Annotated in this window: 21 protein-coding genes; 20 read left to right on the plus strand and 1 reads right to left on the minus strand. The window is 74.3% G+C overall.

The window, feature by feature from the left end; translation table 11 throughout:
* Positions 1-29: 29 nt before the first annotated feature.
* From VF746_00990 to VF746_01030, 9 genes are all read left to right on the plus strand, one after another.
* Positions 30-1,349: a tetratricopeptide repeat protein gene (locus VF746_00990; GenBank protein ID HEX8690986.1), complete on the plus strand. Its 1,320-nt coding sequence runs from the start codon at positions 30-32 to the stop codon at positions 1,347-1,349.
* A 612-nt stretch (positions 1,350-1,961) separates the two neighbouring features.
* The gene (locus VF746_00995; GenBank protein HEX8690987.1) at positions 1,962-2,501 is read left to right on the plus strand and encodes a zinc ribbon domain-containing protein; all 540 of its coding nucleotides are present in this window, start codon (positions 1,962-1,964) and stop codon (positions 2,499-2,501) included.
* A 112-nt stretch (positions 2,502-2,613) separates the two neighbouring features.
* Positions 2,614-3,942 (plus strand): ribosome biogenesis GTPase Der, encoded by a 1,329-nt coding sequence (der, locus tag VF746_01000; protein ID HEX8690988.1) that lies wholly within the window; start codon positions 2,614-2,616, stop codon positions 3,940-3,942.
* 133 nt (positions 3,943-4,075) lie between these two features.
* Positions 4,076-4,747: a glycerol-3-phosphate 1-O-acyltransferase PlsY gene (gene plsY, locus VF746_01005; protein ID HEX8690989.1), complete on the plus strand. Its 672-nt coding sequence runs from the start codon at positions 4,076-4,078 to the stop codon at positions 4,745-4,747.
* Positions 4,744-5,745, plus strand: coding sequence for an NAD(P)H-dependent glycerol-3-phosphate dehydrogenase (locus VF746_01010; protein ID HEX8690990.1), 1,002 nt, complete (start codon positions 4,744-4,746; stop codon positions 5,743-5,745). The genes plsY and VF746_01010 overlap by 4 nt, the downstream gene beginning before the upstream one ends.
* 540 nt (positions 5,746-6,285) lie before the next feature.
* Positions 6,286-6,645 (plus strand): MerR family transcriptional regulator, encoded by a 360-nt coding sequence (locus VF746_01015; GenBank protein HEX8690991.1) that lies wholly within the window; start codon positions 6,286-6,288, stop codon positions 6,643-6,645.
* A gap of 200 nt (positions 6,646-6,845) precedes the next feature.
* A complete protein-coding gene (gene surE, locus VF746_01020) occupies positions 6,846-7,622 on the plus strand; it encodes a 5'/3'-nucleotidase SurE (protein ID HEX8690992.1) in 777 nt (258 codons plus the stop codon).
* Positions 7,619-8,281 (plus strand): protein-L-isoaspartate(D-aspartate) O-methyltransferase, encoded by a 663-nt coding sequence (locus VF746_01025; GenBank protein HEX8690993.1) that lies wholly within the window; start codon positions 7,619-7,621, stop codon positions 8,279-8,281. The genes surE and VF746_01025 overlap by 4 nt, the downstream gene beginning before the upstream one ends.
* 346 nt (positions 8,282-8,627) lie before the next feature.
* Complete coding sequence (locus tag VF746_01030; protein HEX8690994.1) at positions 8,628-9,581, plus strand: hypothetical protein; 954 nt, start codon at positions 8,628-8,630, stop codon at positions 9,579-9,581.
* A gap of 291 nt (positions 9,582-9,872) precedes the next feature.
* On the opposite strand, the gene VF746_01035 is transcribed toward VF746_01030, so the two are convergent.
* Positions 9,873-10,958: a sigma 54-interacting transcriptional regulator gene (locus tag VF746_01035; GenBank protein ID HEX8690995.1), complete on the minus strand. Its 1,086-nt coding sequence runs from the start codon at positions 10,956-10,958 to the stop codon at positions 9,873-9,875.
* Between the two features lie 494 nt (positions 10,959-11,452).
* Here VF746_01035 and VF746_01040 point away from each other — a divergent pair, with 494 nt between their 5' ends.
* From VF746_01040 to VF746_01090, 11 genes are all read left to right on the plus strand, one after another.
* Positions 11,453-11,980, plus strand: a complete 528-nt coding sequence (locus tag VF746_01040; GenBank protein HEX8690996.1) for a UpxY family transcription antiterminator — start codon at positions 11,453-11,455, stop codon at positions 11,978-11,980.
* Between the two features lie 108 nt (positions 11,981-12,088).
* The gene (locus VF746_01045; GenBank protein HEX8690997.1) at positions 12,089-12,316 is read left to right on the plus strand and encodes an MbtH family NRPS accessory protein; all 228 of its coding nucleotides are present in this window, start codon (positions 12,089-12,091) and stop codon (positions 12,314-12,316) included.
* Positions 12,317-12,349: 33 nt separating this feature from the next.
* Positions 12,350-12,682 carry a hypothetical protein gene (locus VF746_01050; GenBank protein HEX8690998.1) on the plus strand — a complete coding sequence of 111 codons (333 nt, stop codon included), beginning with the start codon at positions 12,350-12,352 and terminating at the stop codon, positions 12,680-12,682.
* Positions 12,679-12,903: a hypothetical protein gene (locus VF746_01055; protein HEX8690999.1), complete on the plus strand. Its 225-nt coding sequence runs from the start codon at positions 12,679-12,681 to the stop codon at positions 12,901-12,903. Before VF746_01050 ends, VF746_01055 begins: the two co-directional genes overlap by 4 nt.
* Positions 12,900-13,664: an alpha/beta fold hydrolase gene (locus tag VF746_01060; protein ID HEX8691000.1), complete on the plus strand. Its 765-nt coding sequence runs from the start codon at positions 12,900-12,902 to the stop codon at positions 13,662-13,664. The genes VF746_01055 and VF746_01060 overlap by 4 nt, the downstream gene beginning before the upstream one ends.
* Before the next feature lie 185 nt (positions 13,665-13,849).
* Positions 13,850-15,010 carry a capreomycidine synthase gene (gene vioD, locus VF746_01065; GenBank protein ID HEX8691001.1) on the plus strand — a complete coding sequence of 387 codons (1,161 nt, stop codon included), beginning with the start codon at positions 13,850-13,852 and terminating at the stop codon, positions 15,008-15,010.
* Positions 15,011-15,299: 289 nt separating this feature from the next.
* Positions 15,300-16,394 (plus strand): guanitoxin biosynthesis L-enduracididine beta-hydroxylase GntD, encoded by a 1,095-nt coding sequence (gene gntD, locus VF746_01070; GenBank protein HEX8691002.1) that lies wholly within the window; start codon positions 15,300-15,302, stop codon positions 16,392-16,394.
* A gap of 82 nt (positions 16,395-16,476) precedes the next feature.
* Complete coding sequence (locus tag VF746_01075) at positions 16,477-18,144, plus strand: cyclic peptide export ABC transporter (protein HEX8691003.1); 1,668 nt, start codon at positions 16,477-16,479, stop codon at positions 18,142-18,144.
* 1 nt (position 18,145) lies between these two features.
* A complete protein-coding gene (locus VF746_01080) occupies positions 18,146-24,811 on the plus strand; it encodes an amino acid adenylation domain-containing protein (GenBank protein ID HEX8691004.1) in 6,666 nt (2,221 codons plus the stop codon).
* Positions 24,812-25,107: 296 nt separating this feature from the next.
* Positions 25,108-26,175 (plus strand): TauD/TfdA family dioxygenase, encoded by a 1,068-nt coding sequence (locus tag VF746_01085; protein ID HEX8691005.1) that lies wholly within the window; start codon positions 25,108-25,110, stop codon positions 26,173-26,175.
* A gap of 5 nt (positions 26,176-26,180) precedes the next feature.
* The coding region (locus VF746_01090; protein ID HEX8691006.1) for a condensation domain-containing protein at positions 26,181-26,893 on the plus strand (713 nt) is incomplete at its 3' end.

Consider the following 26,893-nt stretch of genomic DNA (forward strand, 5'->3'; position numbering starts at 1 on the left):
GTTCCACACCTTCCACGGAGGAAGCACGCATGAAGATCCAGCGTGGGCTGGCGCTGGCCCTCGCCGCGGCGCTCGCCGCGTCGGCCTTCGCCAGCGACGACGCGTCGGCCCAGCGCGGGCGCGGGCGCGGCCGCGGGGCCGCGGCGCAGCTGCCGCAGGTGGGCTGCCCCGGCGCGCAGCCCAGCGAGCAGGCGGTCAAGGCGCAGGAGGCGCTGACCCGCACCCTGATCACCCAGGGCGCCCAGAAGCAGGGCTACTTCCAGGACGCGCTGGAGCAGACCACGGCCGGCATCGCCGCCGACGCCAACAACCCGTACCACCACCTGCTGCGCGGGCAGGCGCTGCTGGGCCTGGCCGCCGAGTTCCACGGGCAGCAGGCGGGGCCCGAGTACACGGCCGTGTTCCCGCAGGGCACCACCGTCAACGCCGCCGACGCGGTCCGCGAGGCGGTCACCGCGCTGAACCGCGCCGTGGAGCTGTGCCCCGAGATGGCGGGCGCGGCCACGGAGGCCCGCACGCAGTCGGCGACCACCACCTTCGCGCTGGGCCACCAGCGCTTCCAGGCCGCCGACACCACCGGGGCCATCGAGCTGTGGCGCGCGGTGACGGTGCTCGACACGGCGAACGTGGACGCGTACTTCAACCTGGGCGTGCTGGCCAGCGGGCGCGGCGACGTGGCCACGGCCACCGCCAACTACATGCGGGTGCTCAGCATGACGCAGCCGGCCGACTCGGCCGCCGCCGAGCAGCGCAGCGTCGCGATGGGGGGGCTGGTGAACGCGGGGGCGCGCCTGTTCAACGAGAACAAGTTCCAGGAGGCGGCGCAGGCGTTCACGCAGGTGACCACGCTGGACCCGGGCAACCGCGACGCCTGGTACAACCACGCCCTGGCGCTCTACAAGCTGCAGCGCTGGCGCGAGCTGATCCCGGTGGCCACGCGCGCGGTGCAGCTCGACCCGCTGAACTACAACGCGGCGATCGTGCTGTTCAACGCCTACAAGGAGCTCTCCGACGCGGCCAAGGCGCAGAACAACGCGGCCGTCGAGACGCAGAACCGCAACCTGGCGCTGCGCACCCTCGAGGCGGCCGACGCGCTGCCGGTGCACATGGGCGACATCTCGTTCGAGACGGGGCAGGGGAGCGTGACGGTGAAGGGCACGGTGACGGGGGCCGCCGCGGCCGCCGGCACGCCGGTGCAGGTGGAGTTCACGCTGACCAACCCCGCGGGCGAGGTGGGGAAGGGGACGGTGACCGTGACGGCGCCGGCCAAGGACCAGAACGCCCCCTTCCAGCTGACGATCCCCGTCACCGGGATCCCCACCAGCTACCGCTACCGCCTGGTGCGCTGAGGCGGACGCGGGACCCGGATTCGCGGGCGGACGACGGGCGGGGCGGCTCCCACGGGGCCGCCCCGCCGGCGTCTGGGGGTCGGAGGGGGGCCCGCCGCGCTCCGGCCGGCTCCGGCGCGGAGCCCTCACCCGCCGCCTCAGGGCGGCAACCCTCTCCCAAGTTCGGGAGAGGGTGGACTTTACGGTCTCGCGCGGAAGCTCGCGCAGGGGCGAGGCCTGCCTCGACCGGCGCCAGCCCGTACGCGGGAGGCTGGGAATGGGGCGGGGCGGCCATCGCGCGGACTCGCAGGCTCGCCCCTGCGACATCCAGGTGCCGTGCGCTGCGAAACCCGCGTGAGGGATGCGCGCCCGGAGGGCCGGGACGCGGGCGCGCCGTGGGGTTGGGCGCGACCGTGGCCCGGCGCGGTTGGGCACGGTTGTATCGTGCCCTACCGCGCGCGCAGCCCGGCCCCCTTCAGGGGGACACGCCCGCACGAGCGGTTGCAGTTCGCCGTTCGGGGATGCCGGACGGGGCCTGCATCTTGCGCATTCCGGGCGCGCGGCTGTCAATTGCGGGGCGCGGGAACGCTGCCCGCGACCGCCGCTTTCGGCCCGGCCTGGAGAGGAGCCCGCTTGTCCGTCGAGACCCCCGAACAGACCTTCGTCTGCCCCCGCTGCGGCGCCGAGTACGCCGAGGGCGACTCGTGCCCGGCCTGCGGCGCGCTGCGCGAGAGCGTTCCCTGCGACGACGACGCGTCGAAGCCGGCGCACTCGCGCTGCGTGATCTGCGGCCGCGCGCTCTGCGACGGCGACGACGAGCCGCTGCCGGCGCGCTGCGTGGACCACCGCCACATCCCCGTCTTCGAGGGGTGGGCGCAGGTCTACACCAACAACGACGAGCTCTCGGCGCGGCTGCTGGTGGAGAACCTGCGTGCGGAGGGGATCGACGCGCAGCTCTACTCGCAGGCCGACCGCAGCTTCCCCATGGACCTGGGGGAGATGAGCATCGCGCGGGTGCTGGTGCCGGTGTGGGAGTTCCAGCACGCGCTGGAGCTGATCGAGAGCTACATGGACACCGAGGGCGAGGTGACCTTCGCCTGCCCCAGCTGCGGCGAGGTGTACGAGCCCGGCGCGGAAGTCTGCGCCAGCTGCGGCGCGCCGCTCACGGCGTGACAGGGGACAGGGGACAGGGGACAGCCCGCACGGCCCGGCGCGGATCCGCCCGTGATGCGCCGGCCTTCGTGCTCTCGCACTTCGCACTCAGCACTTCGCACTTCGCACTTTCGTGAAGCTTCCCGTGGTGGCCGTGGTGGGGCGGCCGAACGTCGGCAAGTCCACCTTCTTCAACCGCGTGCTGGGCGAGCGCGTCGCCATCGTCGAAGACCGGCCGGGGGTGACGCGCGACCGCAACTTCGCGCGGGCGGAGTGGAACGGGCGGCAGTTCTACCTGGTGGACACCGGCGGCCTGGTGGAGGGCTCCGACGAGCCGATGGACCGCCTGATCCGCGAGCAGGTGCTCACGGCCATCGGCGAGGCCGACGTGCTGGCGATGATCGTGGACGGGAAGGCGGGGCCGCACCCGCTGGACTACGCGATCTCGGAGACGCTCCGCCGCACCGCCAAGCCGGCCGTGCTGCTGGTCAACAAGGTCGACAACCTGGGCGCGCCGAGCGCCGTGCAGCACCACGACTTCTGGGACCTGGGGCTCGGCGAGCCGATGCCCGTCTCCTCGCTGAACGGCAAGGGGAGCGGCGACGTGCTGGACGTGATCATCGAGCACCTCCCCGAGGTGGAGGGCGAGGAGCCGGAGTCGCTGCGGGTGGCGGTGATCGGCAAGCCGAACGTGGGGAAGTCGAGCTTCGTCAACCGCCTGCTGGGCGAGGAGCGGCTGGTGGTCAGCGACGTGGCCGGCACCACGCGCGACGCCATCGACACGCCGATGCAGTACCACGGCCGGCGGCTGGTCTTCATCGACACGGCGGGCCTGCGGCGGCAGTCGAAGATCGAGGAGGGGGTGGAGTTCTACAGCTCCATCCGCACCGAGCGGGCGATCGAGCGGGCCGACGTGTGCCTGCTGCTGATGGACGCCACGCAGTCGGTGGCGGTGCAGGACCTGAAGGTGGCCGAGAAGGCGTGGGAGGCCGGTTGCGGGCTGGTGGTGGTCGTCAACAAGTGGGACCTGGTGGAGAAGGAGACGATGACGGCCCCGCAGTACGAGAAGGAGCTGCGCGAGCGCGCGCCGTTCCTGAAGTGGGTGCCGGTGCTCTTCACCAGCGCGAAGACGGGGCAGCGGGTGCACCGGGTGCTGGAGCTGATCCTGGAGGCGCAGGAGCAGCGCACGCGGCGCGTCTCCACGCACGACGTGAACGATGTGCTGCGCGCGCTGGTGACCCGCGCCAAGCCGCCCGCGCACCACGGCCACCCCGTGAAGCTCCTCTACGGGACGCAGGTGGCCGTCTCCCCGCCCACCTTCGTGCTCTGGGCCAACCACCCCGAGGGCGTGCCGGAGAGCTACGTGCGCTACCTGCAGAACGGCTTCCGCGAGGCGTGGGGCTTCCTGGGCGTGCCGCTGCGCATCTCGCTCCGGAGCCGCGGGGAGGACGAGGGGGAGTGAACGACAGTGCGTGAGTGCGTTAGTGCGTGAGTGCGGAACCACGCTGGTTCCGTGCGGCGCTCGCGGCTACCGTGCTCCTGCGGTTCACTCTCGCACTTTCGCACTTTCGCACTCACGCACTCACGCACTTTCCGTGAGACCCTGGCTCTTCGTCCTGCTGTCCTACCTCTGGGGGGCGATCCCGGCGAGCTACGTCGTGGGGCGGCTGGCGCGCGGGATCGACCTGCGCGAGCACGGGAGCGGCAACCTGGGGGCGACCAACACCTTCCGCGTGCTGGGGGCGAAGGTGGCCGCGCCGGTGATGGTGTTCGACATCCTCAAGGGCCTCCTCCCCGTGGTGCTCTTCAGCCAGTGGGACGGCTCGCCGGACTGGCGCTGGGAGCTGGCGTACGGCGCGGCGGCGATCGTGGGCCACGTCTTCTCGGTCTACATGCGCTTCCGCGGCGGCAAGGGGGTGGCCACCAGCGCCGGCGTCTTCCTGGCGCTGGCGCCCGTGGCCGTCGGCGTGGGGCTCGCCACCTGGCTGGTGGTGATGCGCTTCACCCGCATGGTGTCGGCGGGCTCCATCGCGGCCGCGGCGATGGTGGGGCTCCTCCTCCTGCTGGCGCCGCTGATCGGCACGCCGGTGCGCGACGAGGTCCGCATCCTGGGAGGCGCCATCGTGCTCTTCGTCATCTTCGCGCACCGCTCCAACATCGGCCGCATCCTGCGGGGGGTGGAGCCGCGCTTCGGCGGTACGCGGAAGCCGGAGGAGACCGTGGTGGCCGGGGCGGCGGTGGCGGCCGACGCGGAGGACCCGGCGTGAGCCGCGCGGCCGTGGTCGGCGCCGGGAGCTGGGGGACGGCGCTCGCCAACCTCCTGGCCAAGAAGGGGACCGACACCGTCCTCTGGTCGTTCGAGCCCGACGTGGCCGAGTCGATCGAGCGCGACCACGTCAACACGCGCTACCTGGAGGGCGTCGCGCTCGACCCGCGGCTGCGCGCCACGGCGGACATGGCCGAGGCGCTCCGGGGCGCGTCGCTCGTGGTCTCCGTCTCCCCCTCGCACGTGGTCCGCCGGGTGATGGCGCAGGCGGCGGGGCACCTGGACGACGGCGCGCTGGTGGTGAGCGCGTCGAAGGGGATCGAGAACGAGTCGCTGAAGACGATGGACGGCGTGCTGGCCGACGTGCTCCCCGCGGAGGCCGCGCGCCGGGCCGCGTACCTGTCGGGCCCCAGCTTCGCGCTGGAGGTGGCGCTGGAGCACCCCACGGCGGTCACCATCGCCTCGGAGGACCTGGAGGCGGCGCGCGCGGCGCAGGACGCCTTCCAGACGGCGTACTTCCGCGTCTACACCAGCACCGACGTGGCCGGGGTGGAGCTGGGCGGGTCGCTCAAGAACGTGGTCGCCATCGCGGCGGGGATGGTCGACGGGCTGGGCTTCGGCAACAACACGCGGGCGGCGCTCATCACCCGCGGCCTGGCCGAGATCACCCGCCTGGGGGTGGCGATGGGCGCCGAGCCGCGCACCTTCGCGGGGCTGGCGGGGATGGGCGACCTGATCCTCACCTGCACGGGGGCGCTCTCGCGCAACCGTTCGGTGGGGTTCGAGCTGGGGAAGGGGAGGAAGCTCGACGACATCCTGGGCGGGATGGTGATGGTGGCCGAGGGGGTGAGGACGGCCAAGTCGGCGCACGACCTGGCGCTGAAGCTGGGCGTGGAGATGCCGATCGTCCACGCCGTGCACGCCATCCTCTTCGAGGGCCTCGACGCGAAGGCCGCCGTGCAGGGGCTGATGCTGCGCGAGCCGAAGGCGGAGGTGTGACGGCAGTGCGAAGTGCGAGGTGCGAAGTGCGGGCTCGTAGGGGCGAGGCATGCCTCACAGTTGTCGAAAGTGTCGAAAAGCAGCGTCGCTATTCGATCCAGTGAGGCTCGGGTAGCTAAGGCGATCCACTGCTTTCGACGTGCAGGCGCATGGGTTTTCGGCTACCGCCTAGAAAATCCATCCAGTGCATTCGGCGAAAGTCCTTGATACGCCTAGCTGATTTGGACTTTCGACAACTGTGAGGCATGCCTCGCCCGCCCGGCGGTCACGCCGAGGGCCGAATGGCCCCTCCCAAATTGTCATTCTGAGGGAGCCGCTGCGCCGTAACTTCTGACCGCACCAAAGCCTGGCGGCGACCGAAGAATCTACTCACCGCCGCGCGAGGTCCGCTCGTCGCACCGGACCACGCGCCGCGTCGGTTAGATTCCTCGGGAGCGTCCAACCGACGGCGCGGAAGGAAGGATCGCGCGGACGCTCCCTCGGAATGACAGAGCGCGCATTGGTGGTGAGTCTCTTCCAAACGACGATCTCGAACCACGCATGAAGCGGCCGCAGCGCGAATTCTACTCGATCGGCGAGGTGTGCGAGCTGCTGGGGCTCAAGCCGCACGTGCTGCGCTACTGGGAGACGCAGTTCCCGGCGCTCTCGCCCCCGAAGAACCGCGCCGGCAACCGCGTCTACCGCGCGCGCGACCTGGAGCTGATCGCCCTCATCCAGCACCTGGTGCGCGACGAGCGCTACACGCTGGAGGGCGCCCGCGCGCGCATCGAGGAGCTGAAGCAGGAGGGCGCCGCCGCCGAGGCCGCCGGCCGCGCCCTGGAGCAGAGCTTCGTCCGCTCGCTTCGCGACGAGCTGGAGGAGCTGCTGGAGCTGCTCTCTCCTCCCACCACATCCGGTTGATTCGCCCCGATCCACGGGATAGGTTTTCGCCGCCGGCGCGGACTGCGCGGGCGGCGATTTCGTCGCTCACGCTCGTGATGCACCGACCCGTAAAGCACCCTCTCCCGAAGTCGGGAGAGGGTGGCGACGCGGTAGCGGCGCCGGGTGAGGGCCCCCGCGCGGGCGCCGGAGCGCCGATCATCCAGAAAGCAGGCTTTGCTTTGTCCGAGAGCGGTTCGCGGGAGACGCTGATCCTCTGCACCAACGACGACGGGTACCTGGCGCCGGGCCTCGGCGTGCTGGCGAAGGCCGCGCGCGCGCTGGGCGAGGTGCACGTGGTGGCGCCCGACCGGGAGCAGAGCGCCACCAGCCACTCGCTCACCATGCACGTGCCGATCCGCGCCCGGCAGGTGGCCGAGCGCACCCACTACGTCACCGGCACCCCCACCGACTGCGTGATGCTGGGCGTGGAGGCGCTCCTGCCGCGCCGGCCCGACTTCGTGCTCTCGGGGGTGAACCACGGGATGAACATGGGCGAGGACGTGCTGTACTCCGGCACCGTCTCGGCCGCCATGGAGGCCACCATCTTCGGCATCCCCGCCGTCGCCGTCTCGTACGCGGGGCGCGGCGACGTCGACCACCTGGAGGCGTACGGGCCGCTCCTGGAGCGGCTGCTGCGCCAGATCGTCGGGCGCGGCGGCTTTCCGCCCGAGACGCTGCTCAACGTCAACCTCCCGGCCATCCCGCCCGAGCAGGTGCGGGGCGTCCGCGTGACGCGCCTGGGGCGGCGCGTCTTCACCGACGCCTTCATGCAGGGGAGGGACCCCAGCGGGCGGCCGTACTACTGGATCGGCGGGGGCAACATCGAGTGGCAGCTGCACGAGGGGACCGACTTCCACGCGGTGGCCGAGGGGTGCGTGTCGGTGACGCCGCTGCACCTGGACCTCACCAACCACGCGCTGCTCGAGCACGTGGCGGGGTGGAAGCTCTCGGCATGAGCGACCGCTTCGTGGCCCAGCGCCGGGCGCTGATCGGGAAGATGCAGGAGCGCGGCATCCGCGACCTGGAGGTCCTGCGCGCCTTCGACCTGGTGCCGCGCCACCTCTTCGTCCCCCAGGCCGTGGCGCACCGCGCCTACGAGGACGCGCCCGTCCCCATCGGCTTCGGGCAGACGGCGTCGCAGCCGTCGCTCCAGGCGCTCTACATGCAGCTCCTGGAGATCGGCTCGGGCGACCGGGTGCTGGAGATCGGCACCGGCTCGGGGTTCCAGACGGCCGTCCTGGCGCACCTGGCCGACCGCGTGTACTCGGTGGAGCGCGTGCGCGACCTGGCGATCCGCGCGCGCGAGGTGCTGGACCAGCTGCGCCTCTCCAACGTGGCGATCCTGGTGGGCGACGGCACCATCGGCTGGAGCCGCTTCGCGCCGTACGACGCCATCCTGGTCTCCGCCGGCGGCCCCGAGATCCCCCAGCCGCTCCTGGATCAGCTCGCCGAGGGCGGACGCATGCTCGTCCCCGTCGGAACGAAGGAGGCGCAGCGGCTCGTCCTCGTCCGCCGCGCGGGCGGCCGCTTCCACTCCGAGGACGTGCTCGACTGCACCTTCGTCCCCCTCCTGGGCCGCTTCGGCTGGGCCGACGAGCGCCCCTCCGGCGCCTGATCCCTGCCGCGATTCGCCCGGAGCGGTTGCGGAATACGGGCTTTCCGGCGCAGGTGTGCGTTTCGGGTGCATTTCACGAGTCGGAGAACTGCTGGCTCACACGGAGGGCACAGAGACATAGAGGAACAGCGGACACCGCGAATTTCCCTGTATTCTTCGTGTCCTGTACGTGATTTGAGCCTTTTTCGGCCGGAGAGCCGGAGGTCTCGCGTCGGCCGGCGCGGCCCGGAACCTGCTTCGAGGAGACGGAAAGTGCGGATTTTTGTTGACTTTCCGTGCTTTGCGCCCTAGGATTGCGCGCAATCCCCCGTCTTTTCCCGCGCCCCACCCTCCCCCCTGGCGACCCATGAGCGACCAGCACGGCATTCCCGCGTTCACCGTTTTTCCGCCGTTCAACCCGGCGGCGTCGCGCCCCGCGCCGGCTCCCCAGGCGTCGCCCGAGTCCGCGCCCCAAGCCGAGCCCACCGCGGAGGCGGCGGACATCGCCGAGCCCGAGGCAGCCGCTCCACCCGCGGCCGAAGCGGCCGGGGCGGCGCCGTGGGGCTTCGAGCCCCCCGCCGAGCCCGAGCCCGAGCCGATGCCGTGGGACTTCGGCCCCGCCGACCAGGAGGAGTCCGCGCCCGCGGCGAGCGCGGAGAGCGAGGAGCCCTCGCCGTGGGAGACGGCGGCCGACCGCCTGGAGGCCGCCGAGCCGTTGCCGTGGGACTTCGCGCCGCCCGCCGACGAGGCGCTGGAGGCAGGCGAGGCCGAGGAGGAGGAAGAGCTCCCCTGGATGGAGCTGCCCTCGGTCCCCTCGCATCCGCACGCTTCGGAAGCCCCCGCGCACGAGCCCGCCGCCGAGGCCGACCCCGACTGGATGCGCTGGGCCGGCGCGGACGAGGAGACCGCCGAGGAGCGCGGCGAGGCCGACGTGCTCCCGGTGGCCGACTTCGCGCCGACGGAGCCCGAGGAGCCCCGCGCCGGGGCGGCCGCCCCCTTCGCGGAGGAGGAGGAGGCCACCGACGCCGTCGGCGAGCCCTGGGCCCCGCCCACCGACGAGGCTCCCTCCGACGCAGAATCCGCGGTCGAGTGGGCGGCGCCGGAGCCCGCCGCCGCGCCGGAGGCCGCCTCCGCGGCGGAATCCCCGTCCGCCTCGCTCGCGGGCGCCTTCGACGACGTGGCGGAGCGGCTGGAGGCGATCGCCCGCGCGCTGCGCGAGGACCCGCAGGGCTTCCTGGCCGGCGGCAGGGGCGATCCGCTCTCGCTGCTGGTCACCGGCTTCGTGCTCGGCATCCGCGCCCGCGACGCCGGGAACGGCTGAAGACGCGTTTCGGTCTGATCCAACGAGAACGCCCGGGGGACGGCACTTTCGCCGTCCCCCGGGCTTCGTTCTCATTGCACCCCGGAAAACACCAGCCTCACGCAGAGTCAGCAGAGGCAGGTGCGCACCGGGGCGGATGAGTTCAGGGATCTCGCCGGCCGCGTGCATGCCGGGGACAGGCTCGTCGCGCCGGTTCGCGAGGCCGACGCGGCCCGCGAGCGCGTGAGCCGGTGGGCGCACGCGATCCATCGTGCGGACCGGGACCTGGAGCCCGCGGCCATGCGCGGGAGATCAAGCAGACGTTCCACCCCCCGCGCGCGTTCCGGGCGGCTTTGCAGCGATCTCCTCGAGCAGGTTGTACAGCCCCCGCCGGCTGATCCCCAGCAGGCGGGCGGCCTCGCGCTTGTTGCCCCTGGCGGCGCGGAGCGCCTCCCCTACGAAATGCCGCTTCACGCGCAGGATCGCCGGCTGCAGCGCGAGCGCCCCCTCCTCCAGCACGTCGCCGGTGATTTCCAGGTGGCCCTGGACCTCCGGCGGCAGGTCGGCCGGGCGGATCGTCTCGTCGGCCGCCAGCACGCTGCCGCGCGCCAGCACGTTCTCCAGCTCGCGAACGTTGCCCGGCCAGTCGTACGCCTCCAGCATGGCCATCGCTTCCGCGCTCACGCAGCGCACCGACGACGTGAAGCGCTCCCGGCAACGCGCCAGCAGGTGCGTGCAGAGCGCGTCCAGGTCCTCCTTCCGCTCGCGCAGCGGCGGGAGGTTCAACTCGATCATCCGCAGGCGGTAGTACAGGTCCTCCCGCAGCATGCCCTTCTCGAGCGCCTGGCGGAGGTCGCGGCTGGAGGCGGCGATGATCCGCACGTTGAACTTGCGGGGGGTGGTGCTCCCCACGCGGCGGATCTCCCGCTCCTGGATGGCGCGCAGCAGCTTGGCCTGGACGTGGGTGCCCACCTCGGTGATCTCGTCCAGCAGGAGCGTGCCGCCCTCGGCCGCCTCGAAGCACCCCACCCGCGCCGCCGTGGCCCCGGTGAAGGCGCCCTTCTCGTGGCCGAACAGCTCCGCCTCCACCAGGCCGTCGGGGATGGCGGCGCAGTTGACGCCCACGAAGGGACGGTGTGCACGGCCGGAGTGGGCGTGGATGAACTGCGCGAGAACCTCCTTACCCGTCCCGCTGGGACCGCTGAGGAGGACGGTTGCGTCGGTCGGCGCCACGCGCAGCGCGACAGAGCGCAGGCGGCGCATGGGGGGAGAGTCCCCGATCAGCTCGGGGATGCGCACGTCTTGGCGGCGCGTGTCGTCCTGCGTGGACGCGCCCCGGTGCCCGCTGGTGATCACCGGGGTGGAGGAGGAGCGCGATCGTCCGGACGGTTGGAACATGCCTAGGGAACATACGGTTACGGGTAAACCCCCTTCCGACTGGCTGCCGATGTGCAAGGAGTACATCTCACGACACATCTATGAAGACTGTACCGGCTCTCCAGCGTCTTGTCAACGATTTGCGACAGAATTCGACCTCGTTTTCATGCGGTGTCTCTAAATGGGCTTGACTGTCAACTTCGTTCACCGTGTGCACGGCCATGCAATCCCGCTCGCGGGTCTGTGCACTCTCTGCACACGGAGGGGTTCCGTCCCCAATGAGACGGAAAACACAAACGTTTACCGGAACACGACTTGGCAAGGTGCCTTCGCGCTGGCCTCGGCTTTGCCTCCTCCTCTCGATCGTCCGCCTGTTCTTTTGTGGCGGGAATTCAGAGGAAAGCCCAGCCGGCCACGCCTGACGTGTGACCGAGAGGGCCGAAGGCCGCCCACTCCATGCCACGCTTATGGACCTGCGCGAGTTCGGTATCAGCACGAACGGCCGCAATAGTGACTTGACCATCGGGGCGCGCTGGTACGCGTGCTACACGCGCGGCCGGCACGAGAAGCGGGTGTCGACGCTGCTGGAGCAGCGGGGGATCGAGCACTTCCTTCCCCTCCACACGCGGACGGAGCAGTGGAGGGACCGTAAGAAGCGCGTCGATTGGCCGCTCTTTCCCAGCTACGTGTTCGTGCGCTTCGACCTGCGCGAGCTGCCGCGGGTGCTGGGTGTGTACGGCGTGGTGGCGGTGGTGCGCTCCGGCCCCGCACCGGCGGTCATCGCAGACGAGGACATCGAGAACGTGCGCCGCTTCGCCGCGGCCATCGACGCCCACGGCATGGTCCCCGAGCTGGAGCCGTGGGTGGAGGTAGGCGAGCGGGTCCGCGTCGACACGGGGCCGCTCTCGGGGGTCGAAGGGGTCGTCGTGCAGCGGCGCGGCCGCACGCGCGTGCTGGTGGGGCTGCAGACGGTGGGGCAGGGGCTCTCGGTGGAGCTCGACGCCGCGTCGCTGCGGCCGCTGGGCAGGAGCGCGGGCCGGTAGCGCCGGTCCGCCGGGAGCCGTCCGGGCGGGCTCCGGATCCGGACGCCGCGCCCGGAGTGGATGCAGCAGGCAGGTTCACGTCACCAGAACGTCTCCAGGAGGCCACTCATGTCGGAAGACCGCGAAGACACCACCGTCTACACCGCCGTAATGAACCACGAAGAGCAGTACTCCATCTGGCCGGTGCACCGCGAGCTCCCGCTCGGGTGGACGGCCGTGGGAACGCCGGGCCGCAAGGAGGAGGTGCTGGCGTACATCGAGGAGGTGTGGACCGACATGCGGCCGCTGAGCCTGCGCAGGCAGATGGAGGCGGCGGGAGCCGCGGACGCGAGCTGACCCGGCAACCAGTCACTGGAGAGGAGCCCTGCGATGGCCGAGATGGGGAGGTACTGCAAGGCGTACCACGTGCGCAGCCTGCGCGAGTTCCCGGGGTGGGCGCCGCGGCTGGAGAACCTGCGCCCGGACGCCCGCGTGGTGGACGGCGAGGAGGTGGAGCGCACCCGCGCCGAGCTGCACGACGACGACATCCTGTACGTGCAGGAGACGTACGTGGTGACCGACGGGATCTTCCTGGACGAGAACGTGGTGTTCGACGCGGTCACGCCGGAGTGGGAGGAGTTCTGCCGCGGCGTGCTGGGCTTCGAGCTTCCCCCCGACGAGGCGCCGCGGCCGGAGCCCGCCGCCGCCGGCGCCGAGGGATGACGCCCGTTCCGCCGCCCCCCAGGGACGCCGCGGCCGGTCCCGGGATCGGCCGCGGCGCCGCGTTCGGCCCGCCGGGGAGCCTCCGCGCCTGCGTGTGGATGCAGGTGCCGCGCGGACGCTCGCACTGGATCGCGTCGCTGCGCTTCCGCGCGGGCGCGCCCCCGGCCGCCGACCCCCGTCCCGGCGCCGCCCCGCCTCCCGGCGCGGGGGGCGAGCCGTGAGCGCGGCCACGGCCGCGCCGGGGCGCGCGGTGGAGGTGCGGCCCGGACCCGGCACCCGGCTGCGCCTCTTCTGCTTCCCCTACGCCGGCGGGGGCGCGGGCGCGTACCGCGGCTGGCAGGCGGCGCTCCCCCCGGCGGTGGAGGCGTGCCCGGTGTACCTGCCGGGGCGCGAGCGGCGCTTCCGCGAGCGGGTGCACACGCGGATGGAGCCGCTGGTGGAGGAGCTGCACCAGGCGCTCCGTCCGCACCTGGACCTCCCGTTCGCCCTCTTCGGGCACAGCATGGGCGCGGCGGTCGCGTTCGAGCTGGCGCGCGCGATGGAGCGGGACGGGACGCCGCCGGCGCACCTGTTCGTCTCCGGGCGGCGCGCCCCGCAGCGCCCGCCCGACCGGGAGCGGATCCACGCGCTCCCGGACGCCGAGTTCGTGGACCGGCTGCGCGCGCTGGAGGGGACCCCCGACGAGGTCGTGGGCGACCCGGAGATGATGGAGCTGATGCTCCCCGTCCTGCGCGGCGACTTCGAGCTCTCCGAGACCTACCGCTACCGTGAGGGTCCGCCGCTGTCGTGCCCGCTCACGGCGCTGGGCGGCACGGGCGACGCCCACGTCGGCCGCGACGACCTGCTGGCCTGGCGCGACCAGACGCGGGGCTTCTTCCGCCTGCGGACCTTCCCCGGCGGCCACTTCTTCCTGCACACCCACCAGGCCGACGTGATCCAGGAGGTCGCCGACGGCCTCCTGCGCGTCCTGACGACCCGATAGCGCCGCCCGCCGCTCCATCCAGAGCTCTTCCCTCAGAACAATCCAGGGCGCGGCGAAGCCGCCGCGATTCCCCCACGGCCTCCGCGCCGCGCGGGCCGGGACGGCGCGTCCCCGCGTCCCGCTTCCGCGCTGCCGCCGCCGCGCGCGGACCCCGCGCGCTCCACCGACCGAACCCGGACACCGCGATGCTGACCCTGCCCCCCGCGCTGCTCGAGAACTGGATGCGCGACTACTACTTCCGCGCCGAGGTGGACATCGGCAGCAGCGGCGTGGAGGACTTCGGATTCGCCGAGCTGCGGGCGCTGCTGGGGATCGAGTGCGACGAGCTGGACCGGATCGTCTTCCGCGACAGCGAGACGCTGGGCGGGTCGGAGCTGCGCGAGGCGCTGGCGCGGCGCTGGACGGGGGGCGGCGTGGAGCGGGTGATGGTCACGCACGGCTCCAGCGAAGCCAACTTCCTGCTGATGACGGCGCTGCTGCGCGCCGGGGACGAGGTGGTGGTGCTGGACCCCGGCTACCAGCAGCTCCACGCCATCGCCGAGGCCCTGGGGTGCCGGCTGCGGCGGTGGCCGCTGCGCTTCGAGCACGGCTTCGCGCCCGACCTGGACGACCTGCGCGCGCAGCTCACCCCGCAGACGCGGATGGTGGTGGTCAACTTCCCGCACAACCCCACCGGCGCCTCGCTCACCCCCGAGGGGCAGCGCGAGCTGATCGACGCCGCGGCCTCGGTGGGCGCCTACCTGCTGTGGGACGGCGCCTTCGCCGAGCTCGCCTACGACCGCCCCCTCCCCGACCCCGTCCTGCTCTACGACCGCGCCTGCTCGCTGGGGACGCTGTCCAAGGCCTACGGGCTCCCCGGGCTGCGGGTGGGGTGGTGCCTGGCCACCCCCGAGGTGCTGCGGAAGATGGTGCGCGTGCGCGACTACCTGACGCTGCACCTCTCCCCCCTGGTGGAGACGGTGGCGCGGCGGGTGATCGAGGAGGCCGACCGCATCGTGGGGATGCGGATGGAGCTGGCGCGGCGGAACCGGGCGATGGTGGCCGCGTGGATGGACGAGCACGCCGAGTGGGTGCGGTGGGCCCCGCCCGCCGGCGGCGTGTGCGCCTTCCCCCGCTTCCCCGCCATCCCCGACACCGAGTCGTTCTGCCGCGCGCTGGCCGAGGAGCACGGGCTGCTCCTGGTCCCCGGAGAGTGCTTCGGCGCCCCGGGCCACGTGCGGCTGGGCTTCGGCCGCGGCACCGAGGTGGTCCGCGACGGCCTGGACCGCCTCTCCGCCGGCCTGCGCGGCCACGTCCGCGCCGCGCCCGCCCGGCGCGCGGAGGCGCTGGCGGCCGCGCCGGGATGAGGGACGGGAAGTCCCTGGCCCCCGGTTCCCGGGCGGCGGAGTCGGGTCCGGCCACGGAGCCCCGGCCGCCGCGGCTCCGCTCGCGCGACCCCTCCGCGGCTCTGCTCCAGGCGCGCGGAGGCGCCGGTTCCGTCCATCGACCCGGCTTCCGCACCGCACGCCGAACCTCCGCATCGAGCACCGCAGCACCGCAGCACCCGGTACTCAGGACCTGGCACCGAGGACCGGGCACCAAGCACGTCTCTCTTCTGCCCCAAGCCCACTCACCACCACTCGGGAGAAACAGCCAATGTCGACCGTCCTGACCCCCCCGGCCGAGGCCGGCGAGATCCTCAGAGACGTACAGGTCCCCGCGGTCGCGCCGGGTCCGGGCCGGATCGTGCTGGCCGCGGACGAGGTGGAGGAGATCCGCGAGCTGCTGGCCGGCCTGACCCGGCGGTACTCCACCCCGGAGGACCCCCGGTTCCTGGAAGAGGCCGACATCGCCGCCCACGACCTCCCCGTGCGCGTGCGCAGGGAGCTGCGCGCCTTCCGCCTGCACGAGCCGGACTCGGCGCTCCTCGTCGTCTCGGGGTGGCCGGTGGACCAGGAGCGGATCGGCCGCACCCCGGCGCACTGGAAGGTGAAGGAGCCGGAGAACCGCACGCTGGAGGAGGAGATGCTCCTGGTGCTCTTGGGCTCGCTCCTGGGCGACGTGATCGGGTGGAGCACGCAGCAGGACGGGCGGATGGTGCACGACATCCTCCCGATCAAGGGGCACGAGCAGGAGCAGCTGGGAAGCGGGAGCGAGGTGCTGCTGACCTGGCACGTGGAGGACGCCTTCCACCCCTACCGCGGCGACTACATCGGGCTGATGTGCCTGCGCAACCCCGACCGCGTCCCCACCACCTTCGCGCCGGTGAGGAAGGCGCGGGTCACCCCCGAGGAGTTCCGCCTCCTCTCCGAGCCGCACTTCGTCATCCGCCCCGACGAGAGCCACCTTCCCAAGAACCGGGGGGCCGGCCCGGTGAACCCGCTGATCGAGCGCGCCTACACCAAGATCATGCGGATGAAGGACTCGCCCGAGCGCATCCCCGTCCTCTTCGGCGACCCGTCCGCGCCCTACCTGCGGATGGACCCCTACTTCATGGACCCGGCCGACGACCCCCGGGCGCAGGCGGCGCTGGACGCGGTGGTGGGGCGGATGGACCGGGCGCTGGAGGACCAGGTGCTGGAGCCGGGAGACATCTGCTTCATCGACAACTTCCAGGGGGTGCACGGGCGCAAGCCGTTCCGCGCCCGCTTCGACGGCACCGACCGCTGGCTGAAGCGCATCAACATCGCCCGCGACCTGCGCAAGTCCCGCGACGCGCGCGAGGCCGCCGGCTCGCGGCTCCTGTACTGATCATGCGCACCCCGACCCCGGCGCGCGCCCCGCGCGCCTCCCGCCCACGCGGCGCCGCGCGGCGCCGCGGAGGAGAACGGCCATGAAGCTGCTCGCGTTCCTGCTGCGCAACTCGCCGCGCACCGTGGTGGTGGCCATGGTGGCGGGCGTCGTCAGCGGCCTCGCCCACACGGGGCTGCTGGCGCTGATCAACCGCGCCCTGCACGAGCCCCCCACCACCGCGCTGATCCGGACGTTCGTGGCGGTGCTGCTCGTCCTCCCGCTCCTGCGCATCGCCTCCACGTACGTGCTGACGCTGCTGGGGCAGCGCGCCGTGATGCGCCTGCGCCTGCAGCTCGCGCGCGCCATCCTGGACGCGCCGCTGGCGCGGCTGGAGGAGCTGGGGGCCCACCGGCTCCTGGCCACCATCAACGACGACGCCAGCGCCATCGTGGTGGCGCTGCGCATGGTCCCCGCGGTCCTGGCCGACCTGGCCATCGTGGTGGGCGGGCTGGCGTACCTGTGGTGGCTGTCGCTCCCCGTCTTCCTGATCTTCCTGGCGTGCCTGGTGGTGGGGGTGGCCACCTACCAGTACCCGCTGGCAAAGGGGGCCGCGTACCAGCGGAAGGTGCGCGCCGAGGCGGACCGGCTGTGGGTGGACCTGCGCGGGCTGATCGACGGGATGAAGGAGCTGAAGCTGCACACGGGGCGGCGCGAGGCGCTGCTCAAGCGGATGGACGAGACGGGAGACCGGGCGCGGCGGCTGAACCTGCGGGCGGTCCTCTGCTTCCACGCGGCGGCCGGGTGGGGGCAGGTGCTGGTCTTCGGGATGATCGGGGTGATCCTCTTCGCGCGCCCCGGCGGCGGGACGCTGGACGCGGAGGCGCTCACCGGGTACGTGCTGGTGATCCTCTACCTGACCGGCCCGATCGAGGGGCTGCTGAACAGCGTCGCCGGGCTGAACGGGGCGCGGGTGGCCATGGACCGGGTGAAGGAGGTGGGCGTCTCGCTGGAGGAGGCCGCCCCCGCCCCGGCCGCCGACGCGGCGCTCCTCCCCCTCCCGCACGAGGGGCAGTCGCTGGAGCTGGTGGACGTGGCGCACCGCTACGGCGGGCAGGAGGGCGAGAGCCCGTTCGTCCTGGGGCCGCTGGCGCTGCGGGTGCGGCCCGGGGAGCTGGTGTTCGTCACCGGCGGCAACGGGAGCGGGAAGACCACGCTGGCCAAGGTGCTGGCGGGGCTGTACGCCCCCGCCGCCGGCGAGGTGCGCATCGGCGGGCGGGTGGTGACCGACGAGAACCGGCGCGAGTTCCTGGACCGCTTCTCGGTGGTGTTCTCGGATTTCTTCCTCTTCGACTCGCTGCTGGGGCTGGAGGCCGAGGGGCTGGACGAGCGCGCGCGGGAGTGGCTGCAGAAGCTCCAGCTGGACGACAAGGTGCGGGTGGAGGACGGCCGCTTCTCCACCACGGCGCTCTCGCGCGGGCAGCGCAAGCGGCTGGCGCTGCTCACCGCGTACCTGGAGGACCGCCCCATCTACATCTTCGACGAGTGGGCGGCGGACCAGGACCCGCAGTTCAAGGAGGTCTTCTACCGCGAGCTCCTCCCCGAGCTGGCCGCCCGGGGGAAGGCGGTGGTGGTGATCAGCCACGACGACCGCTACTACCACCTGGCGCACCGCGTGGTGAAGCTGGACTACGGGCGCATCGTCCCCGTGGAGCGCGCCGGCGAGGTGGCGCTCCCGGGGCTGGCCGTCCTCCCGGCCGCGGCGGGGTAGGGTGCCCGTGCGCGGGCCGCGCGACGCGGCGACGCTGGGGGAGCTCCTGCGCTGGCGGGCGGAGCGCACCCCCGACCGCCTGGCGTACACCTTCCTGGTGGACGGCGAGGAGGCCGAGGCGCGCCTGACCTACGGCGAGCTGGACCGGCGCGCGCGCGCGGTGGCGGCGCGGCTGCAGGAGATGGACGCCGCCGGGGAGCGGGCCCTCCTCCTGTATCCCCCCGGGATCGACTACATCGCGGGGTTCTTCGGCTGCCTGTACGCGGGGGTGGTGGCGGTCCCGGTGTACCCGCCGCGCGCCAACCGGACGCTGGAGCGGCTGGAGGCGATCGCCGCCGACGCGCGCCCGGCGCTGGCGCTGGCCGCGCCGGAGCTGCTGCGCGCCGCCGACGGGCTGGTGGGAGACACCCCGGCGCTCGCGGCGGTGCGGTGGATGGCCACGGCCGACCTCCCGGACGCCCTGGCCGACGAGTGGGCGCCCCGGCCGCTGGACGAGGGGGTCCCCGCCTTCCTGCAGTACACCTCGGGGTCCACCTCCACGCCGCGCGGGGTGATGCTCTCGCACGGCAACCTGCTGCACAACCTGGGGCTGATCCACGCCTTCTTCGGGCACTCCGAGGAGTCGCGGGTGGTGGTCTGGCTCCCGCCGTACCACGACATGGGGCTGATCGGCGGGATCCTGCAGCCCTTCTACGGCGGGTACCCGGCGGTGCTGATGCCGCCGGTCGCCTTCCTGCAGCGGCCGCTGCGCTGGCTGCAGGCGGTCTCGCGCCACCGCGGCACCACCAGCGGCGGGCCGAACTTCGCCTACGAGCTGTGCGTGCAGAAGATCGGGCCCGAGGAGCGCGCGGGGCTCGACCTGGGGTGCTGGGAGATCGCCTTCAACGGCGCCGAGCCGGTGCGGGCGGAGACCATGGACGCCTTCGCCGAGGCGTTCGCGCCCTGCGGCTTCCGGCGCGAGGCGTTCTACCCCTGCTACGGCCTGGCCGAGTCCACGCTGATCGTCACCGGGAGCCGGCCGGGCGCGGGGTACCGCGCGCGGCGGATGGACGCCGAGGCGCTGGCCGCGCACCGCGTGGCCGACGCGGCCCCCGGCGCGCCGGGCGCGCGGACGCTGGTGGGGAGCGGGCGGGGCGCGGCCGGGCAGCGGCTCGCCATCGTCGACCCCGAGACGGGGGTGCCCTGCGCGGCGGACCGGGTGGGGGAGATCTGGGTGGCCGGGCCCAGCGTGGCGCGCGGCTACTGGGCGAGGCCCGAGAAGACGGCGGAGGTGTTCGGGGCCCGCCTGGCCGGCACCGGCGAGGGGCCCTTCCTGCGCACGGGCGACCTGGGGTTCCTGGCCGACGACGGCGAGCTGTTCGTCACCGGGCGGATCAAGGACCTGGTGATCATCCGCGGGCGCAACCACTACCCGCACGACCTGGAGGCCGCGGCCGGCGGCAGCCACCCCGCGCTGCAGCCCGGCAAGGGCGCCGCCTTCGCGCTGGACGACGGCGGCGAGGAGCGGCTGGTGGTGCTGCACGAGGTGCGGCGCCAGGCGATGCGCGCGGCGCTGGACGACGTCCCCGGCGCGGTGCGGCGGGCGCTGGCGCTGGAGCACGGGGTGCGGGTGCACGCGGTGGGGCTCCTCCCGCCGGGCGCCATCCCCCGCACCTCCAGCGGCAAGACGCAGCGCGTGGCCTGCCGCGAGAGCTTCGTGGCCGGCGAGTTCCCCTTCCTCCTCCTCGACGTCCTGGACGGCGCGGCCGAGGCGGCCCCGGCGGGCGGCGCGGGTGGGCGGGAGCTCACCCGCGAGCTGCTGGAGGCGGCGGAGGCGGGGGAGCGGCGGGAGATGGCGACCGCCTGGCTGGAGGAGTGCCTCCTCCGCTCCGCCGGGATCCGCGTCGCGCCCGAGGATCGGAACCAGCCGCTGGCGGCGCTGGGGATCGACTCGCTGGGCGCGGCGGCGCTGGCCTCCGCGCTGGAAACGGAGCTGGGGGTGCGCGTCTCCCCCGCGCGCGTCCTGGAAGCCGACGGGGTGGAGCAGCTCGCGCTCGAGGTCCTGGCGGCGCTCCTCCTCCCGCCCCCGGCCGACGAGGAGGGCAATCGGGAGCCGGCGGGCGAGGCGGGGCTTCCCTCCTTCGCGCAGGAGCGGCTCTGGCTGCTGGACCGGCTGCGGTCGGGAGACCCGTCGTACGTGGTGGCCGGCGCGGTGGAGCTGCGCGGCCGGCTGGACGCGGAGGCGCTCCGGCGGGCGCTGGACGAGTCGGCGCGGCGCCACGACGCGCTGCGCCTGCGCTTCTCGGCCGAGGGCGGGCGGGTGATGGCGCGCGTGGCGGAGGCCGGGCCCGTCCCCTTCGAGACCGTCGACCTGGGCGCGCTGGAGGCCGGCGAGCGGCGGCGGACCGCCCGCGCCCTGGCGGCCGCGCTCGCGCGCGAGCCGTTCGACCTGGAGGCCGGCCCACTCCTGCGCGCGCGGCTCCTCCGCCTGGGCGCGGAGCTGCACCGCCTGGTGCTGGCGACGCACCACGCGGCGTGCGACGGGTGGTCGGCCGGGGTGCTGCTGCGCGAGATCGCGGCGCTGTACGGGGCGTTCGCGGCGGGCGGCCCCTCGCCCTTCTCCGCCCCGGCCCCGCGGGTGCTGGAGGCGGCGGCCCGGCGGCGCGCGGCGCTCACCCCCGAGCGGGCGGCGCGGCAGGTGGACTACTGGCGCGCCCGGCTGGCCGGCGCCGCGCCCCTCGAGCTGCCCGCCGACCGCCCGCGCCCCGCGGCCCCGGCGCCGGACGGCGCGCTCCACCGCTTCGGGCTCTGTCCGGCGCTCGCCGGGCGGCTGCGGGCGCTGGGGCGGGCCGAGGGCGCCACGCTCTTCACCGTGCTCCTCGCCGCCTTCCAGGCGCTGCTGGCGCGCCACGCGGGCCAGGACGACGTGGTGGTCGGCTCGCCCGCCGCCGGGCGCGACGCGCCGGAGCTGCGCGACGCGCTGGGGTGCTGGATCAACCCGCTGGCGCTGCGCACCGACCTGTCGGGGGCGCCAACCGTGCGCGAGGCGGTGCGGCGGGCGCGGGCCACGCTGCTGGGCGCGCTGGAGCACGCCGACGTCCCGTTCGAGCGGCTGGTGGAGGAGCTCCGGCCGGAGCGCGGCCCCGGGCGCCACCCCTGGTTCGGGGTGCTCTTCGCCTTCCACGCCGGGACGCTGGCGCCCGCCGCCCTCCCCGGCCTGCAGCTCCGCCCGCGGCTGATCGACAACGGCACCTCCAAGTACGACCTGAGCCTGCACGCGGGCGAGCGCCCGGACGGCGGGGTGTGGGCGGCGCTGGAGTACGCCGCCGCCCTCTTCGACCGGGCGACGGCGGCGCGGATGGCCGGGCAGCTCAGGCGGCTGCTGGAGGGGATGGCCGCCGCGCCCGACGCGCCGCTGGCGGAGATCGGGATGATGGGCGAGCCGGAGCGGCGGCGCGTGCTGGCGGAGTGGAACGCCACCGAGCGGAACTATCCGTCCGCCTGCATCCACCAGCTCTTCGCAGCGCAGGCCGCGCGCACGCCGGACGCGGTGGCGGTGGAGTCCGGCGGGCGCGCGCTCACCTACGCGGAGCTGGACTGCCGGGCGAACCGGGTGGCGCGCGCGCTCCGCCGCCTGGGCGTGGGGCCCGACGTGCCGGTGGGCGTCTGCGTGGAGCGCGGGGTGGAGCTGCCGGCGGCGGTGCTGGGGGTGCTGAAGGCGGGCGGCGCGTACGTGCCGCTGGATCCCTCCTACCCGCTCGAGCGGCTGGAGTACATGCTGGCCGACTCGGGGGCGCGGGTGCTGGTGACGGAGTCCGGGCTTCCCCTCGCCGGGGAGCGCCCCGGGGTGGAGACCCTCCTCCTGGACCGCGACGCGGAGTGGCCGGCGGCCGGCGGCGGCGCCGACCCGGAGTCCGGCGCGGGGCCGGCGAACCTCGCGTACGTCATCTACACCTCCGGCTCCACCGGGCGCCCCAAGGGGGTGATGAACCCGCACGGCGCCGTGGTAAACCTCCTCGCCGCCTTCGCCGCCGACCTCGCCCTGGCGGCGGACGACGTCCTGCTGGCGGTGACCCCGCTCTCCTTCGACATCGCCGCGCTGGAGCTGTTCCTCCCGCTCGCGGTCGGCGCGAAGGTGGTGGTCGCGCCGCGCGAGACGGTGGCGGACGGCCGGCGGCTGGCGGCGCTCCTCGCGTCGTCCGGGGCCACGGCGATGCAGGCCACGCCCTCGGGGTGGCAGCTGCTGCTGGACGGCGGCTGGAAGGGCGACGCGAGGCTGAAGGCGCTCTGCGGCGGCGAGGCGCTGGCGCCGGAGCTGGCGGCGGAGCTGGCGCGCCGCGCGGGCGCCGCGTGGAACGTCTACGGGCCCACGGAGACGACCGTCTGGTCGACGGCGGCGCGGCTGGACGCCTCCGGCGGGCGGGTGACGATCGGCGCGCCGCTGGCGAACACGCGGGTCTACGTCCTCGACGGGGCGATGCGTCCCGTCCCCGCCGGCGTCCCCGGGACGCTGTACATCGGCGGCCACGGGGTGGCGCGGGGGTACTGGCGCCGCCCCGCGCTCACCGCCGCGCGCTTCCTCCCCGACCCGTTCGGCGAGCCCGGCGGGCGGCTGTACGACACCGGCGACCGCGTCCGCTGGCTGGGCGGCGGGACGCTGCAGTTCCTGGGGCGCGCCGACGAGCAGGTGAAGGTGCGCGGCCACCGCGTCGAGCCGGGCGAGGTGGAGGCGGCGCTGCGCGCCCACCCCGGCGTGCACCAGGCCGCGGTGGCGGCGCGCGACGACGGCGCGGGGACGCGGCTGGTGGCGTACGTGACGCGCAAGGGCGCCGGCTTCGACCCCGCCGGGCTGCGCCGCTTCCTCCGCGAGCGCCTCCCCGAGCCGATGGTCCCCGCCGACTTCGTGGAGCTCGAGGCGCTGCCGCGCACGCCCAGCGGCAAGCTCGACCGCCGCGCCCTCCCCGCGCCCCCGCGCCCGGAGGCGGAGGGCGGCGCCGCGCCCCGCACGCCGGTGGAGGAGGTGCTGGCCGGGATCTGGGCGGAGCTGCTGGGGGTCGACCGGGTGGACCGCGGCGCGGACTTCTTCGCGCTCGGCGGGCACTCGCTCCTGGCCGGGCGGCTGGTGGCGCGGGTGCAGGAGGCGCTCGGGGTGGAGGTTCCCCTGCGCGCGGTCTTCGAGGGGACAACGCTGGAGGCGTTCGCCCGCGCGGTGCGCGAGGCGGCGGAGGGCGGCGAGGACGGGGCGCGGGCGGCGCTGGTGCCGGCCGGGCGCGACGGCCCGCTCCCGCTCTCCTCGTCGCAGGAGCGGCTCTGGTTCCTGGACCGGCTGCGGCCGGGGAACGCGGCCTACCACCTCCCCGGGGCGGTGCGGCTGTGCGGCGCGCTGGACGAGGGCGCGCTCAGGCGCAGCATGGACGAGCTGGTGGGGCGGCACGAGGCGCTGCGCACCTCCTTCGGCGTGGCGGAAGGGCGCCCCGTGCAGCGCGTGCACCCGCCCCGGCCGCTGGAGCTTCCCCTGGTGGACCTCTCCGGGCTGGACGCCCCCGCCCGCGAGCCCGAGGCCGCGCGCATCGGCGCCGCCGAGGCGCGGAGCCCCTTCGACCTGGCGCGCGCGCCGCTGCTGCGCGCGCGTCTGCTCCGCCTCTCCGGGAGCGAGCACGTCCTCCTCCTCACCCCGCACCACATCGTCTGCGACGGCTGGTCGCTGGGGGTGCTGGCGCGCGAGCTGGGGGAGCTGTACGCGGCCTTCGTCCAGGGGCGCCCGTCGCCGCTGGCGCCGCTCCCCCTCCAGTACGCGGACTACGCGGTGTGGCAGCGCGGGCGGCTGGCCTCCGGCGCGCTGGCCGGGCAGCTGGCGCACTGGACGGAGCGGCTGCGCGCCGCCCCCGGCGGCGGGGGGCTCGCCCCCGACCGGCCGCGCCCCGCCGTCCCCTCCTTCCGCGGCGCGCAGCACGCCGGGATGCTCCCCGCCGAGACGGCCGCGGCGCTGCGCCGGGTGGGGCGCGAGGAGCGGGCGACCCCCTTCATGGTGCTCCTGGCCGTCTTCCAGGCGGTGCTGCACGTCCGCACGGGGGGCGAGCGGATCGTGGTGGGGACCGACGTGGCCAGCCGCGGCGACGAGCGGCTGGACGGGGTGGTGGGCCACTTCGTCAACCAGCTGGTCCTCTCCGCCGACCTGTCGGGGAACCCCACCTTCCGCGAGGTGCTGCGGCGCGCGCGGGAGGGCACGCTGGCGGCGTACGCGCACCAGGAGCTGCCGTTCAACACCCTGGTCGAGGCGCTCAACCCCGCGCGCGACGCGGGGCGCAACCCCCTCTTCCAGACCATGCTGGTGCTGGACGCGGCGCCGATCTCCCTTCCCGCGCTCCCCACGCTGGCGATGGAGCTGGTCCCGGTGCCGCTCACCGCCGCGCCGTTCGACCTGTCGCTCCTGGTCTCGGAGGAGGCGGGCGGCTTCCGCTGCCTGTGGCGCTACAGCACCGACCTCTTCCGGGCGTCCACCATCGCCGCGCTGGCGGAGCAGTTCCAGGCCGTCGCCGCGGCGGCCGCCGCCGACCCCGACGCGCGCCTGGACGCCCTGGCCGCGCGCCTGGCGGCCGCCGAGGCCGAGCGGCTGGGAAACGAGCTGGAGCGGCTGCGCACGCTCCGCCTGCAGAAGTTCGGCGCGCTGCAGCCGCAGGAGCACTGATCCGGCCCGGGCGCCGCATCGACGCTCCGAACGGCCTGGGCTCACACAGAGGACGCAGAGGACACAGGAGATTACGGAGGGAGCTTCATCGCGTCCGCCGTTCCCCTGGACCCCCTGTGCCCTCTGTGTGAGCCAACCGCCGGGCGCGCGAGCGCACCGGGGCAGGTGATGGAAGACCGTCGTCCGCGGCAGAGGTGCGCGGACGGCGGAATGGCGTCCGATCCACCGCGGGAACCCGATCTCCCCCCGCCGTCCGACGGGACGGCACCCTCGACCGATCCGGAAGGAGTCCGGCCATGGAGCGGCCCCCCCTCGCACCCAGGCAGCTTCCCATCCCCGGCCGCGCGGCCCGCGGCCTGGCGGCGGAAGAGCTGGTCCGCGCCGAGCCCCCGGCCCCGGGCACCACGCTGCCGCTGGTCTTCCGGCCGGCCACGCCCGGCGTGGACCCGGTGGAGTGGGCGCGCGCCCACCGCGAGCGGGTGCAGGCGGCGCTCGACCAGCACGGCGGCGTCCTCCTGCGCGGCTTCGGCGTGGGCGGGGCGGAGGAGCTGGAGCGCTTCACCGAGGCGGTCTCGGGGGGCGCGCTCCCGTACCGCGAGCGCTCGTCGCCGCGCACGCGGGTGGCGGGGAAGGTCTACACCTCCACCGACCACCCGCCCGACCAGAGCATCTTCCTGCACAACGAGCAGTCGTACAACCTCACCTTCCCGCTCAAGATCCTCTTCCTCTGCGTGACTCCCGCCGAGGAGGGCGGCGCCACCCCGATCGCCGACGTGCGCCAGGTCTACCGCCTGCTCGACCCGGAGCTGCGCCGCCCGTTCGAGGAGATGGGCTACATGTACGTGCGCAACTTCGGGACGGGGCTGGGGCTGTCGTGGCGCGACGCCTTCCAGACCGACGACCCGGCCGAGGTGGAGGCGTACTGCCGCGAGAACCGCATCGACTTCGAGTGGCGCGGGCCCGAGCGACTGCGCACCCGCCAGGTGCGCCCCGCGGCGGCGCTCCATCCGCGCACCGGCGAGCCGGTGTGGTTCAACCACGCCACCTTCTTCCACGCCAGCACGCTGGACCCGCGCACGCGCGACGTGCTGATGGCCGCGCTCCCCGAGGAGGACCTCCCCAACCACACCTACTACGGCGACGGCTCGCCGATCCCGCCGGAGGTGATGGACGCGCTCCGCGACGCCTACCAGCGGGCGACGGTGCGCTTCGAGTGGGAGGCGGGCGACCTGCTGGTGCTGGACAACATGCTGGCGGCGCACGCCCGCGACCCGTTCCGCGGCCCGCGCCGCGTGCTCACGGCGATGGCCGACCCCTGCCACTGGGACAGCGTCTCTCCCGTCGCCTCCCCCGCCCGCGCGTGACGGCCATGTCCGAGCCCTCCGTCCTCCGCTTCCGGCTCTCGCCCCAGCAGCGGCGCCTCTGGCTCCTGCAGGAGGGGCACGCCGCCGCGCCCTACCACGCCGCCGCCGCCGTCTCCGTCGCCGGGCCGCTGGACGCCGAGGCGCTGGAGCGGGCGCTGGGCGCCGTGGTGGAGCGCCACGAGATCCTGCGCACCCGCTTCACCTTCCTCCCCACCATGCGCCTCCCCGTGCAGGAGGTGGACGCCGACGGCGCGCCGCCGCTCGGCCGCGAGGACTGGAGCGGGGCGGGCGAGGCGGAGGTCGCGGACCGCGCGGAGGCGTGGAGGGCGGCGGCCGGACGCGCGCCCCTCCGCGCCGACGGGGGCCCGCTCCTGGAGGCGCTCCTGGCGCGGACGGGGCCCGACCGGCACCTCCTCCTCCTCCGGCTCCCCGCGCTCCTGGCCGACGCGGCGTCGCTCCCCGTCCTGGTGCGCGACCTGGCGCGGGCGTACGCGGGGGAGGACGGCGGCCTGCCGGCCGTGCAGTACGCCGACGTGGCCGAGGTGCTGAACGAGCTGCTGGAGTCGAACGAGGCGGCCGCCGGGCGCGAGGTCTGGCGCCGCCGCGAGGAGGGCGCCCCCGGCGAGCCGCGGCTGGCCGCCCTCCGCGCGGACGGCGGCGGCTTCGCCCCCGCGCGGCTCTCCCGCGCCCTCCCGGCCGACGCGGCCGCGCGGGCGGC

Source organism: Longimicrobium sp. (genome assembly GCA_036389795.1).
Taxonomy (GTDB): Bacteria; Gemmatimonadota; Gemmatimonadetes; order Longimicrobiales; family Longimicrobiaceae; genus Longimicrobium.

Bases quoted from the DNA above. Each gene is read 5' to 3' on its own strand.
- VF746_00990 (HEX8690986.1), top strand. From the start codon at position 30: ATGAAGATCCAGCGTGGGCTGGCGCTGGCCCTCGCCGCGGCGCTCGCC.
- VF746_01015 (HEX8690991.1), top strand. From the start codon at position 6,286: ATGAAGCGGCCGCAGCGCGAATTCTACTCGATCGGCGAGGTGTGCGAG.
- VF746_01025 (HEX8690993.1), top strand. From the start codon at position 7,619: ATGAGCGACCGCTTCGTGGCCCAGCGCCGGGCGCTGATCGGGAAGATG.
- VF746_01030 (HEX8690994.1), top strand. From the start codon at position 8,628: ATGAGCGACCAGCACGGCATTCCCGCGTTCACCGTTTTTCCGCCGTTC.
- VF746_01035 (HEX8690995.1), bottom strand. From the start codon at position 10,958: ATGTTCCAACCGTCCGGACGATCGCGCTCCTCCTCCACCCCGGTGATC.
- VF746_01045 (HEX8690997.1), top strand. From the start codon at position 12,089: ATGTCGGAAGACCGCGAAGACACCACCGTCTACACCGCCGTAATGAAC.
- VF746_01050 (HEX8690998.1), top strand. From the start codon at position 12,350: ATGGCCGAGATGGGGAGGTACTGCAAGGCGTACCACGTGCGCAGCCTG.
- VF746_01055 (HEX8690999.1), top strand. From the start codon at position 12,679: ATGACGCCCGTTCCGCCGCCCCCCAGGGACGCCGCGGCCGGTCCCGGG.
- vioD (HEX8691001.1), top strand. From the start codon at position 13,850: ATGCTGACCCTGCCCCCCGCGCTGCTCGAGAACTGGATGCGCGACTAC.
- gntD (HEX8691002.1), top strand. From the start codon at position 15,300: ATGTCGACCGTCCTGACCCCCCCGGCCGAGGCCGGCGAGATCCTCAGA.
- VF746_01075 (HEX8691003.1), top strand. From the start codon at position 16,477: ATGAAGCTGCTCGCGTTCCTGCTGCGCAACTCGCCGCGCACCGTGGTG.
- VF746_01085 (HEX8691005.1), top strand. From the start codon at position 25,108: ATGGAGCGGCCCCCCCTCGCACCCAGGCAGCTTCCCATCCCCGGCCGC.